Genomic DNA, 12,622 nt, shown 5'->3' on the forward strand with positions numbered 1-12,622 from the left:
CCGGCGAGGTCGACTCCGTGGGAGCACGGGTGGTGAAGTCACGAGCCGTGGGCGCGAAGGATGCCTGCTGCGAGGCGGTCGGCGTGGGCGAGGGTGGAGAAGTCACGAGCCGCGGGTGCGAGTGATGGGTGCGGGGCGGGTGGTCGCGGGCGAGGTGGAGAGTCACGAGCGCGAGTGATGCTGCGCGGTCGTCGGTTCGCGGGAGGGCAAAATGAAAGCGACTTCACGGCGAGGCCGCGAAGTCGCATGTTCGTCGCTGCGGGGCCGGGCCCGCGCCGCCGTCACTTGGCCGGGGTCTTCGGGGTGAAGAACACCTGGCCCTGGGAGAGGGCGTAGGTGACCTTCATGCTCTTGAGCAGCGGCACGTTGACGTAGCCGCCGAGCTCGAAGCCGCCGAGCTCGACGACCTGGGCGAGGCCGCTGTCGGGCGGGGTGTTGGCGAGGACGAGGCCGCCGACGCCCTTGACGCCGAGGTCGCCGACCTTGGCCTGGTCGACGTAGATCATCTTGAGGCCGGCGTTGGGGTCGTCGAGCGGGTCGAGCTCGCGGGGCAGGTGGCCGCTCTTGAGGTAGTTCTTCTTGGCCACGGTGAGGGCGGTGCCGTAGGAGCCGCCGAGCCAGGCGTAGAACTGGGCGTCGGAGCCGTCGAGGGTGACGGGGACCGAGGGGACGAGGAACAGGTGGAGGTCGAGCAGGAGCAGCTGCGAGGCGATGCTGCCCGCGGGCGCGCCGGTGGGCGGGGCGCTCTGGAGCTCGAGCGAGGCGTTGGGGAAGTCGAAGGTGATCGCGCCGATCTTGCTCAGGACCTGGCGACCGAGCAGGACCCCGGGCGTCTCGCCGAGGCCGAAGGTCGAGAGGTCGTCGACGATCGCCGGGACGTTGGTGATCTTGAGGTCGCCGAACTTGATCTCGGGGATGAGGACGATGCTGGTCTCCGCGTCGCTGCCGAAGGTCTTGATCTTGGCGACCTCCTTCAGCTTGAGCTGGTCGGCGAAGGCCTTGTGGATCCGCGCCTCCTCGCGCAGCTCGAGCAGCAGCACCCGCGTGTACTCGCCGCCGACGGTCGCGCCCGAGTGCTTGAGCCCCTGGGTCGGATCGATCTGCAGGTCGGAGGTGCCCTTGGCGCCTTCGACCTTGGCCAGCTCGCCCTTGCCCTCGAGCGGCCGCATGAACGCGGCGTGGCTCTGCAGCAGCGGCAGCAGCGGGTTGTCGGGCTCGATCAGCTTGAACACCGCGTCGAGCGTCTTGACCGCGTTGGCCGCGTCGAGCTGGGCGTAGTAGCTCCACAGCTTGACCAGCAGCGGGTCGATCTGGTTCTGGTCGGCCGCGAGGATCGTGTCCTGCAGCTCGATCGCCGACTTGTGGTCGCCGACCGCCTGGTAGTTGCGGCCGAGGCCCACCGCGGCGCCGAAGTTCTTGCGGTCGAGCTCGAGCGCCTCCTTGAAGGCCTTGGTCGAGCCGGCGTAGTCACCCGCGCGCCAGTTGGCCGCGCCGAGCACTGCGTAGGCGTCGGCGTTCTTCGACTCCGACTCGAGCGCGCGCTTGGCCCGCTCACGCGCCGAGGCCCAGCGGCCCTTGGCCAGGTCCTGGTTGGCCAGCGAGACCAGAGTGTCGGCCTTGGCCGCCTTCTGCGCCTCGGCCCGCTTGCGGTCGGCCTCCTCGACCGACATGCCCTTCTCGCCGGGGGCGGCGGTCTCGCCCTTTTTGCCGCACGCCGCGGTGGTGAGGGTCAGGGCGAGCAGGCCCAGAAGACCGGGGCGGAACAACTGGCGAAGCGTACGAAGGTCGCGCGACATGAACTCTCCAGCGCGGGGCAGGCGGCGCCGCGCCGGCGGAGCATACCCGCGGGGGCGGGCGTCCAGCAACGGCCAGGCGCGGGGGCCGGGGACGACGCCTCGGCGTGAACGGCCCCGGACCGGGCGGCCGCGGGGGAATTACCGGGAGGTCAGGCGATCGGACCGGGTTCGGAAAGGCCGGTGGACGCGGGATCGGTCGGCTGCCGGCGCCGGTCGCGGCCAAGGAGGGCGAGGCCGGGGAGGGCGAGGACGAGGGCGCCGAGGAGGCCGAGCAGGTACATCAGGGCGCCGAAGCTGGCGCCGGGCCCGACGAGCTCGGCCGGGCCGACGAACAACTGCAGGGCCAGGGCGGCGCCGAACTGAAAGCTGCCGACCTGGGCCGGACCGCCTGGCAGCTGGATGCTGAGGCCGACGACGGCGACGATCACGGCGGCCTCGCCGGCGCCGAGGTCGAGGCCGCAAGCCCGCAGCACCAGCCACAACTGCAGGAGGGTGATCGCCCAGTAGACGAGCGAGGCGCCGAGGAGGACGAGGCCGCGGGCGCTGGTGAAGATCGGCCGCAAGGCGGCGGCGAGGTGGAAGACGAAGTCGGCGAGGCGCCCGCCCAGGACCGGACGCACGAGGCCGTCGAGGCGCCCGTGGGGCCGCGGGGGCGTGAAGGCCAGGAGGCCCAGGCCCAGCATCAGGCCGCCGAAGACGACGCCGGAGGCCAGGCCGAACCGCTCGACCGAGCCGACCAGCGCGGCGAACTCCGGGCTGAAGGCGGTCGACAGGCCGAGGCCGAGGAACAACATGCCGACCACGAGCAGGCCGTCGAGCAGCCGCTCGCTGGCGATGGCGGCGATCGCCTCGGGCAGGCCGAGGCCGGCGACCCCGGCGCGCGCGAGGATCAGCGGCCGCGACAGCTCGCCGAGCCGCAGCGGCAGCAGCAAGATGACGAGGAACGAGACCAGGCCGCTGCCGAGCAGCAAGTCCCGAGAGACAGGTGCGCCCGGCGGCAAGGCCCAGCGCAGCCGCACCGCGCGCATCAAGCTGTACGGCACGTGCAGCGCGGCCGCGAGGGCGAACAGGCCCGGCCGCGGCAGGTGCAGGACGTCGGGCCACAGCGGGACCTTGCGCGAGGCGAGCCACAGGAGGACGCCCGCGCCGACGCACGAGGCGGCCCACAGCAGGGCGCGTCGTCGCGGCGGTGTGGACTCGACCACAGCGCGCACTCTACGGCGGACCCCGGCCGCGGTGCACGCGGCGACCGCGGCGACCGCCGTGAGTCAAGGCGGGACGCGCGATCTTCGTGTCGACGGCGACAGAGATCTTCAAGGAAAGGACGATCCGGGATCGGCTCGACGGGACGAGGGGAGGCCGCATCGCTGCGCGAACGAGAGTCGCGCGGGGCGCCGTGGTGGCGAGGAGCTCGAGTGGGACTGAACGAGTCGGCGAGCTCGCGTCGACGTCGCAGATGTGCGGAGAGCTCGGGCAGGCCGCGCGATCGAGCCGCGCCGGAGCATGAGCGGAAGCCGGCGAGTCGGCCCACCTCCGAGGTCGTCTCGTCGGTCGGAAGCACGACGGTGCGATGCGAGGGCGAGCTCGGGAGGGTCGGGCGAGTCGAGCGACCTCCGAGGCCGTCACAGTCCGGAAGCACGACGGCCGTGGATGCGAGGGCAGGCCGAGGTCGTCTCTTCGCGCCGCGAAGACGCGACGCTCGGGCCGCTCGGGCCGGAGCGTCGGCATGTCCTTCAGGTCATGTCCTTCAGTTCATGAAGGCTACTTGACCTTCAGGTCGATGCTCGGTTCGCCCTCGGCGTCCTTGCCGGCGGTGGCGACCACGGTCTGGCCGGGGCGGATCTCGTTGGAGAGGATCCTGGTGGCCAGGGGGTCGAGCAGGGTGTTCTGCAGCAGGCGCTTGAGCGGGCGCGCGCCGTAGGTCGGGTCGTAGCCGCGGTCGGCCAGCTGGCGCTTGGCCTCGGGCGAGACCTCGAGGTGGATCTCGCGCTGGGCCAGGCGGTTCTCGATGCGGGCCAGCTGGATGTCGAGGATGCCCATCATGTCCTCGCGCTGGAGCGAGTGGAACGAGATCACGCCGTCGAGGCGGTTGAGGAACTCGGGCCGGAAGTGGCGGCGCAGCACCTGCTCGCGCGCCTGCTCGAGCGCCTTGCCGCCGAGCCCCTCGGCCGCGAGCTCGCTGCCGATGTTGCTGGTCATGAGGATGATGGTGTTGCGGAAGTCGACCACGTGGCCCTGGCTGTCGGTCAGGCGGCCGTCGTCGAGGACCTGCAGCAGGAGGTTGAACACCTCGGGGTGGGCCTTCTCGATCTCGTCGAGCAGGACCACGCTGTAGGGCCGGCGGCGGATCGCCTCGGTCAGCTGGCCGCCCTCCTCGTGGCCGACGTAGCCCGGCGGCGAGCCGATCAGGCGCGACACGGAGAACTTCTCCATGTACTCGCTCATGTCGATGCGCACGACGTGGCGCTCGTCGTCGAACAGGAACTCGGCGAGCGCCTTGGCCAGCTCGGTCTTGCCGACGCCGGTCGGGCCGAGGAACAGGAACGAGCCGATCGGGCGCGCCGGGTCGGACAGGCCGGCGCGGCTCTGGCGGACGGCCTGGGCGACCCGGTGCACGGCCTCGTGCTGGCCGACGACGCGGCGCTCCAGCACGGACTCCATGTCGACCAGGCGCTGGGCCTCGCTGGCGAGCATGCGGCTGACGGGGATGCCGGTCCAGCGGCTGACGATGCCGGCGATGTCCTCGTCGGTGACGACCTCGCGGACGAACGAGTCCTTGTTCTTGGCCGCCTCCTCGAGCTTGGCCCGGGCGTCCTCGCGCTGCTTCTCGAGCGCGCGCATGGTGCCGTAGGTCAGCTCGGCGACGCGGTTGTAGTCGCCGGCGCGCTGGGCCCGGGCGGCCTCGTTCTTGACGTTCTCGATCTGCTCCGAGAGCTCCTTGATCTCGCGCACCCGGTCGCGCTCGCCCTGCCAGCGCGAGCGCAGGCCGGCGACCTCCTCGCGCAGCGAGGCCAGCTCGGCCTCGACCTCGCCGAGGCGCTTCTTGACCGCGGCCGACTTGTCCTCGCGCAGGAGCGCCTGCCGCTCGATCTCGAGGCGGGTGATCTTGCGCTCGCGCTCGTCGATCGGCAGCGGCACGCTCTCGACCTCCATCTTCAGGCGCGCGGCCGCCTCGTCGACCAGGTCGATCGCCTTGTCGGGGAGGAAGCGGTTCTGAATGTAGCGGTGGCTGAGCTTGGCCGCGGCCACGATCGCGGCGTCCTGGATGCGGATGCCGTGGTGGGCCTCGAACTTGTCGCGCAGGCCGCGGAGGATGGCGATCGTGTCGTCGACGCTGGGCTCGTCGATCATGACCGGCTGGAAGCGCCGCTCGAGCGCCTTGTCCTTCTCGATGTGCTTGCGGTACTCGTCGAGCGTGGTGGCGCCGATGCAGCGCAGCTCGCCGCGCGCGAGCGCCGGCTTGAGCATGTTGGCGGCGTCCTGAGCGCCCTCGGCCTTGCCGGCGCCGACGAGGGTGTGGAGCTCGTCGATGAAGAGGATGATGTTGCCGTTCGCGGCCGCGACCTCCTGCAGCACGGCCTTGAGGCGCTCCTCGAATTCGCCGCGGTACTTGGCGCCGGCGACCAGCGCCGCGAGGTCGAGCTGGAGGAGCTTCTTGTCCTTGAGGCTCTCGGGCACGTCGCCGGCGGTGATCCGCTGGGCGATGCCCTCGGCGATCGCCGTCTTGCCGACGCCGGGGTCGCCGATCAGCACCGGGTTGTTCTTGGTCCGGCGCGACAGCACCTGCAGCGCGCGGCGGATCTCCGTGTCGCGGCCGATCACCGGGTCGAGCTTGCCAGCCCGCGCGGCCGCGGTGAGGTCGCGGCAGTACTTCTGCAGCACCTCGTACTTCTGCTCGGGGTTGTCGTCCTGCACCGTCTGGGTGCCGCGGATCTCCGCCAGCGCCGACAGCAGCAGGTCGCGGTTGCCGCCGAGCTTGGCCAGCAGCTCGGCCGCGCGGATCTTCTGCTTCGCGGCCTTGGGGCTGAAGCAGGCGAGGATCAGGTGCTCGGTGCTGACGAAGCGGTCGTGCAGCTGCTCGGCCTCGGTCGCGGCGAGGTCGAGGAGCTCGCGCAGCTCGTGCGACGGCGGCGGCTGGTCGCCGCCCTGCACGCGCGGCTGGCGGCCGAGCTCGGCCTGGATGGCGCGCAGGACCGCGGCGCCGTGGATGCCGGTGCGCTCGAGCAGCGGCAGCGCGAGGCCGCCTTCTTGCTGCAACGAGGCGAGGAGGAGGTGCAGGCTGGTGGTCTCGGGATGACCGAGCTCGCGGCTGATGGCCTGGGCGTGCGCGAGCGCCTGACGGGTCTTGAGGGTCGCAGTTTCGGGGTTGAAGACGGCCATGGGGGTTCCTCGGGCGGGCGTCGACAGAGAACTCGGGGGACTGCGGTAGCCTGGGCTCGCGTGTCAAAATGGCAACGCGATGGCGCGATGGCGTGGGCGTCCCGAGACCTCACGCGCCGGCCGCACTTGCGCGAGCGCCTGCCAGGGCTCAAGCTTTTGAGCTTGCGCGCGCGGTGGCAGTTGCGGCCGGCGAGGTTCCCGGGCAGCTTCAAGCGAGCCATGGCTCGCGTCCCTGCCGTCGTCGGTCCGCTGCTCGCTGCCCTCTTCCTCGTGAGCTCGTGCGGCGCGCCGGCCTCGAAGGCCGAGGCGACGGGGTCGAAGACGGGCGCGCCCGCGACGGCGTCGACGCCCGCCGCGGCGAACCCGCCGCCGGTCGTCGCCCCGGGGGTGCAGAGCGACGGCGAGATCGTGTCGGCGGTGAAGTGGATCGAGGGCGATCTCGAGGCGGCGCTCGCCGCGGCGAAAGCGGAGGGCAAGCCGGTGTTCGTCGACGTCGGCGCGTACTGGTGCCCGCCGTGCCGCGAGCTCGAGGAGAAGGTGTTCGTCCGCGAGGATGTCGGCGCGGCGCTGGCCAAGTACGTCGCGCTGCACGTCGACGCCGAGAAGGGCGAGGGGCCCGAGCTGGTCGCGCGCTACAAGGTGCAGGCCTATCCGACGCTGCTGGTGCTCGACGCCAGCGGGGTCGAGAAGGGCCGCATCGTCGACGCGATGGAGCCGCCGGCCCTGCTCGCCGCGCTCGCGAAGATCGCCGCGGGCGGCGACGTGCTCGCCGAGCTCGAGCAGAAGGTCGCGGCCGCGCCCGACGACCTGCAGGCGCGCTACGAGCTGGGGGCCGCGTACGCGCTGGCGGCCCGTCGCGCGCAGGCCGACGCGGAGCTCGACCGCGTGATCGCGGGCGACCCCGACAACGCCAAGGGCCTCGCGGCCAAGGCGATGTCCGACCGCGCGGCCTTCCTCGTGGCGAAGATCGACGGCGACTCCGAGCGGGCGATCGCGCTCTACAAGGAGCTGCAGCAGAAGTTCCCCGCGGCCAAGGAGAGCGTGCGGGCGTACCGGGCGATCGGCCGCGAGCTGCACAAGCTCGGGCGCGACGACGAGGCGGTCGTGAGCCTCGAGGCGATGGTCGCGAGCGACCCGAACAACATCGACCTCAAGAGCTCGTTCGGATGGTTCGCCTTCCGCGAGCGTTGCGGGCAGGCGCAAGCGCTCGCGGCCGTCGACGCCGCGAGCGCGCGGCAGCCCGACAACGCCGAGCTCCACTACTTGCGGGCCGAGCTGCAGCACCAGCTCGGGCGCGGCGCCGAGGCGGTCGCGGCCATCCGCGAGGCGTCCCGGCTCGAGCCCGAGTCGGCCTTCTACAAGCGCCAGGTGCGGCGCTTCACCGAGCTGTCTGGAGGGACATGATGGCGATGACCACCGGCATCGTCGCGCTCGCGAGCGCGCTCGCGCTGGCGGCGCCCCCACCGCCGCCGAGCGACCCCGAGTCGATCGGCGGCTACTACGCTTTCGGCGAGAACCGCGAGCGCGAACCGGTCGACGGCCACGAGAAGGTCGTCACCGGCTCGATCATCATGCCGCTGGGCCTCTTGCGCACCGGCTTCGGCGTGGCGATGTACGTGATGGCCTCGCCGCAGTACTGCAACCGCATCTACGGCACCAACGCGAGCGACCAGACGTGCCGCGGCCTGCAGATCTACGGGCTCGTCGGCGTGGGCATGGGCGGCCTGATGGCGGTCACCGGCGCTGTGTTTCTCGCGTGGGGCCTGACCCAGCGGGCCCGGCACCATCGCTGGATGCGGGACCACGGCATGGCGATCGCGCCGATGATGTCCCGAGAGGTGCGCGGCTTTTCTTTCGGCTTCCGCTTTTGAGGCCGCTGCGCTGCGCGAGGGCTTGCGCGGTGTCGCCGTCGCATCGCCGTGACACGCGCGCGCCGAGGCGTGCATTTGCAGCGGCCGCTGGCCCGGATGCGCTCGCTATCAGGGTCAGGCCGACGTTTCGCACCGCGCGCCGCGCAGATCTGCCCTTCGCAGGAAAGCTGCGACCGGCCGGCGTGATCGGTATAGTGGCCGTCACGGACGCCCGGACACGGCCCGTGCTTCGGTGTCCAACTCGACGGGCCCCCGTCCTCGACCCTCAACTTCACCCAACTCTCGAAGGAACCTTCCGCTTATGAAGCGCGCGTTGATTTCTAGCCTCGTGGCTGTCGGCCTGGTCGGCTGCGGTGACGACGGCAAGTCAGTGGACACCACGGCCAGCAGCAATTCGATGACGGGCGGCATCATGACGCTGCCGGGCACCACCGTCGAGCCGACCACCACGACCAGTGCCAGCGACCCGACCACCGAGACGGTGCCGACCGGGACGGTGGGCCCGACCACCGACACGGAGACGGGCAACACCACGTTCGACCCGAACGACTGCGGCGAGGCGGTGGTCGACATCCCGGTCGTGACGCCGAACGTCATGCTCGTGCTCGACAAGTCGGGCTCGATGGTCACCCCCGACAAGGGGTACTGGGACCACGACGGCGACGACGCCAACGACGACGGCATCCAGGACGCCGATCCCATGATGATGGCGCAGGCGACCCCGAAGATCACGCGGTGGAAGTCGCTGTACAGCGTCGTCGACTTCATCACCGGCACCTTCCAGAACTCGATGAACCTCGGCGCGGTGCTGTTCCCGTCGAAGATGGCGGCCTCGGCCTACAACGCGACGGCCTGCCCGGTGAACATGACGCCCGAGGTGGAGATCGCGCCGATGAACGGCCAGGCGATCCTCAACGCCATCCCCGGCGCCGACGAGACCGACGCGACCATCAAGGGCGGCACGCCGGCGACCAAGGGCGTCAAGGCGGCGCTCGCCGAGCTGGCGACCATCCAGGACGGCCAGCCGCAGTTCATCATCCTCGTCACCGACGGCGCCGCCAACTGTCGCGAGGACGCGGCCAACAACTCCGAGCTGTTCGAGCAGTACGACGACAACCTGGGCATGGTGGTCGGTGACGCGTTCACCAACCTCAGCATCCCGACCTACGTCGTCGGCATCGCCATCAAGGACGAGACCAGCCCGACCGCCAACGACGGCAACCCGGACAACACCAACGCGTTCGGGAAGCTCAACGAGCTGGCCGACATCGGCGGCCGCCCGCGCGACGGCGACGTCAAGTTCTACGACACGCAGAACCAGGTCGAGCTGCAGATGGCGCTCGAGGAGATCTCGATGCAGATCCTGAGCTGCACGATCAGCCTCGACCCGGTGCCGAAGTACCCCGACTACGTCGAGGTCAGCGTCAACGGCACGATGTTCGGCAACACCCAGGTCACGACCTGCGACGGCAGCGAGAACGGCTGGATGTTCACGACGCCCGACAAGAACGAGATCATCCTGTGCGGCACGGCCTGCTCCGACTTCCAGATGAGCGGCGTCCTCGACGCGCAGTACCGCTGCCCCAACTCGGGCTAGCGCTCGCGGCGGCGTGACGGCGCTTCACCGCCGGTGAAGCTCCGCCGCGCTCGCCCGGGTCTCAAGTTCACGACCGCGGGGTCGCTGGAATGGCGGTCCTGCGGTTTCTCGTTGGGTCCCGGCCCGCGCGCGGGTCAGGGCTGGGGCTCGAACTGGGCGCAGGCCGAGACGACGTCGTCGAGCACGTCGCTGAAGGTGGCGGCGAGGTCGCCCTGGCAGATGTTCTGGAACAGGCCGCGCTCGCGGAAGCCGCGGGTGATCGAGATGATCCGGCGCCCGGGGGCGGCGTCGCCGTAGACGCCCTGACACACGGTCTCGGGCATCTCGAACACGCCCTGGCCGCCGGCGATGGCGAGCACCACCAGCCGTTCGAGGTCGCCGCCGACGGCGTCGACGACGCGCTGGCGGATGTTGACCGAGGTGTCGAGCACGAAGTCGTAGGTGTCCTCGTCGGTGAGGATGACGATGAACACCAGCGAATCGTCGCGCAGGAAGCCGTCGTTGGCCGGGTCGTGCAGCGCCTCGGCGAGGTTGTAGTAGGTCATCTCCTCGGTGCCGCTGCGGGTGGCGGCGACGCAGGCGAACTCGTCGGCGAAGCCCGGCGACGGGCCGACCAGCCAGCGCTGCCCGGGCGGCAGGCCGCAGTCGGTCTCCGGGCTCTCGGGGGTCATCGGGAAGTCGCGGTGCGTGTGCATGGCCGTGTAGCCCTGCTCGCTCGAGACCACGCCGACGTGGAAGTCCTCGACGTCGGTCAGCTCCTCCAGCAGCGCGTCGGTGAACTCGGCCAGCACCGGCGGCATGCCGTTCGCGCCGCGCAGCGCGTCCTGCTCCTCGTCCATGCTGCCCGAGCCGTCGATGGCGAACAGCAGGTCGATGCGCTTGCAGCCGGTCGGCGGCTCGTCCGGGTCCGGCTCCTCGTAGTCGAAGTCCTCGCAGGTCCGCACCGCCAGCGGGGCGAAGTCGGCCAGCGCCGCCGCGTACGAAGTCTCCGACTTCTCGTAGTGGCGGCTCTTGTCGCTGACCGCCAGCGAGAACATGTTGAGCTCGGGCGCGCCGTCGCCGTAGGTGAAGGCCGAGACCCGCCGGCGGTCGCCCTCGCCGACCAGCCGCAGGTACGCCTCCGAGGCCTGGCCCGGCTGGGCGTACATGTTGGACTGCTTGTCGTCGGTCGCGGCCACCAGCATGGCGAGGCCCGTGGCCCCGGGCGCCGGCCAGTCGGCGCGCTCTAGCACCGGGAACATCAGGCCCGAGAACATGTAGTTGCCGACGTCGAAGTCGCTGGCGTAGACGTTGAAGCGGTCGAGGGTGCAGCGCAGCGCGTCCGCGGCCCCGGGCGCGACCTCGCCGCCGGCGCCGAACACGAGGATCGGATCGTCCGGGGCGTTGCCCGCGGCCGGCAGGCAGTCGGTGGTCGCCATGAACTCGGTGCCGACGTTCGGCAAGATCCGGATCGTCGCGCCTGTCTCTTCGACCAGGTGCTCGAAGGTCTCGACCAGCGCGTCCTGATCGCCGGCGCCGTAGATCTTCGCGCTCGGGTGGAGCACCAGCGAGACGTCCATCTGGGCGCAGAAGGTCGGCGCCGGCGGGCCGCCGGTGTCGGTCTCGCCGCCCGTGGTCGGGGCGAGCGTGGTGGTCGGCGCGGGGCTGTCGCCGGTGGTCGCGGCCGTGAGGTCGATCGCGCCGCTGGTGCTCGTGGACGTGGCCCCGTCGGTCGCGGCGGCGCTGCCGTCGCCGCAGGCGGACAGCAGGGCCGCCAGCGACGGCGACAGCCATGGGCGCAGGCGCTGCATCGTCTGCCCCGAGCAATAGGCGATGTCGCGGGCGCTGTCGAGCGCGTGCTAGCGTGCGCCCATGTCCGCCGCGTCCTCGCCGGTCCCGGGCCTCGACCCGCTGCGCGCCCGGCTCATCGAGCGCCTGCCGAAGGCCGAATTGCACCTGCACCTGGAGGGCTCGGTCGAGCCGGAGCTGGCGCTGGCGCTCGCGCGCAAGCACGGCAAGCCGCTGCCCGGCGACGAGGCCGGCGCGGAGGGCCTGCGCCGCAGCTACGTGTTCAAGGACTTCGGCGAGTTCGTGCGCATGTACCTCGCCATCTCGGCGTGCCTCACCGATGCCGAGGACTTCGCGGCGATCGTCGTCGACCTCGCGCGCAAGCTCGCGGCCGAGAACGTGCGCTACGCCGAGGTCACGTTCACGCCGATGACCCACGTGAACCGCGGCGTGACCGGCGACACGCTGCTGGCCGGGCTCGCCGAGGGCCGCGCGCGCGCCCGGACCGAGCACGGCGTCGAGCTGGCGTGGGTGTTCGACATCGTCCGCCACCGCTTCGCCGAGGGCGCGCCGACGCTGGCGCTGGCGCTCGAGGGCCGCCAGGTCGGGGTGATCGGCCTCGGCTTCGCCGGCCCGGAGTCGCCGCAGTGGCCGACCGCGCCGTACGCCCCGCTGTTCGCCCGGGCCCGCGCCGAGGGCCTGCGCTCGCTGCCTCACGCCGGCGAGCTCGACGGGCCGGGGAGCGTCTGGAGCGCCCTGCGCGAGCTCGGCGCTGACCGCATCGGTCACGGCGTCCAGTGCCTCGCCGACCCGGCCCTGGTCGAACACCTGCGCGAGCATCAGGTCCCGCTCGAGGTGTGCCCGACCAGCAACGTCGGGATCGGTCTGTATCCAGCCCTGGCCGCTCACCCGCTGCCGCAGCTGCTGGCCGCGGGCCTGCACGTCTCGCTGGCCAGCGACGACCCGCCGATGTTCGCCACCTCGCTGGCCGAGGAGTACCGCCGCTGCGCCGCCGCGTTCGGGTGGGACGCGCCGCAGATCGCCGCCCTCGCCCGCAACAGCGTCGAGCACAGCTTCATGCCGGCCGAGGCCAAGGTGCGGCTGCTTGCCGAACAGGCGGCGGTGCTCGCCGAGCTGCACACACTGGCCGGCGCCCCGCCGATGTGACTAGGCGCTGCGCGGTCCCGTTCGCGGCGCTGGGCGGGGTGGCC

General features: G+C 71.4%; 8 protein-coding genes. 4 read left to right on the forward strand and 4 right to left on the reverse strand.

The features are described 5' to 3' along the window. Positions 1-281: 281 nt before the first annotated feature. The 3 genes from O0S08_RS00600 to clpB all read right to left on the reverse strand — a co-directional run bounded on the left by O0S08_RS00600 (position 282) and on the right by clpB (position 6,176). A complete protein-coding gene (locus O0S08_RS00600; RefSeq protein ID WP_269036967.1) occupies positions 282-1,766 on the reverse strand; it encodes a tetratricopeptide repeat protein in 1,485 nt (494 codons plus the stop codon). A 179-nt stretch (positions 1,767-1,945) separates the two neighbouring features. Continuing rightward, entirely contained in the window at positions 1,946-3,001 is a 1,056-nt protein-coding gene (locus O0S08_RS00605) for a lysylphosphatidylglycerol synthase domain-containing protein (protein ID WP_269036968.1), read from the reverse strand. Between the two features lie 556 nt (positions 3,002-3,557). Next, positions 3,558-6,176, reverse strand: coding sequence for an ATP-dependent chaperone ClpB (gene clpB, locus O0S08_RS00610; RefSeq protein ID WP_269036969.1), 2,619 nt, complete (start codon positions 6,174-6,176; stop codon positions 3,558-3,560). Between the two features lie 219 nt (positions 6,177-6,395). Between clpB and O0S08_RS00615 the strand changes: the two genes are divergently transcribed. The 3 genes from O0S08_RS00615 (at position 6,396) to O0S08_RS00625 (ending at position 9,644) form a co-directional block, all read left to right on the forward strand. After that, complete coding sequence (locus O0S08_RS00615) at positions 6,396-7,580, forward strand: tetratricopeptide repeat protein (RefSeq protein WP_269036970.1); 1,185 nt, start codon at positions 6,396-6,398, stop codon at positions 7,578-7,580. Further along, positions 7,577-8,047: a hypothetical protein gene (locus O0S08_RS00620; protein WP_269036971.1), complete on the forward strand. Its 471-nt coding sequence runs from the start codon at positions 7,577-7,579 to the stop codon at positions 8,045-8,047. Before O0S08_RS00615 ends, O0S08_RS00620 begins: the two co-directional genes overlap by 4 nt. A gap of 301 nt (positions 8,048-8,348) precedes the next feature. Then, positions 8,349-9,644, forward strand: coding sequence for a vWA domain-containing protein (locus O0S08_RS00625; RefSeq protein ID WP_269036972.1), 1,296 nt, complete (start codon positions 8,349-8,351; stop codon positions 9,642-9,644). 134 nt (positions 9,645-9,778) lie between these two features. Here O0S08_RS00625 and O0S08_RS00630 read toward each other — a convergent pair whose 3' ends face one another. After that, entirely contained in the window at positions 9,779-11,434 is a 1,656-nt protein-coding gene (locus tag O0S08_RS00630; protein ID WP_269036973.1) for a hypothetical protein, read from the reverse strand. Between the two features lie 61 nt (positions 11,435-11,495). On the opposite strand from O0S08_RS00630, the gene add reads away from it, so the two are divergent. Next, entirely contained in the window at positions 11,496-12,578 is a 1,083-nt protein-coding gene (gene add, locus O0S08_RS00635) for an adenosine deaminase (RefSeq protein ID WP_269036974.1), read from the forward strand. The last annotated feature ends 44 nt before the right edge of the window (positions 12,579-12,622 follow it).

It is taken from the genome of Nannocystis punicea (genome assembly GCF_026965555.1).
Classification (GTDB): Bacteria; Myxococcota_A; Polyangia; order Nannocystales; family Nannocystaceae; genus Nannocystis; species Nannocystis punicea.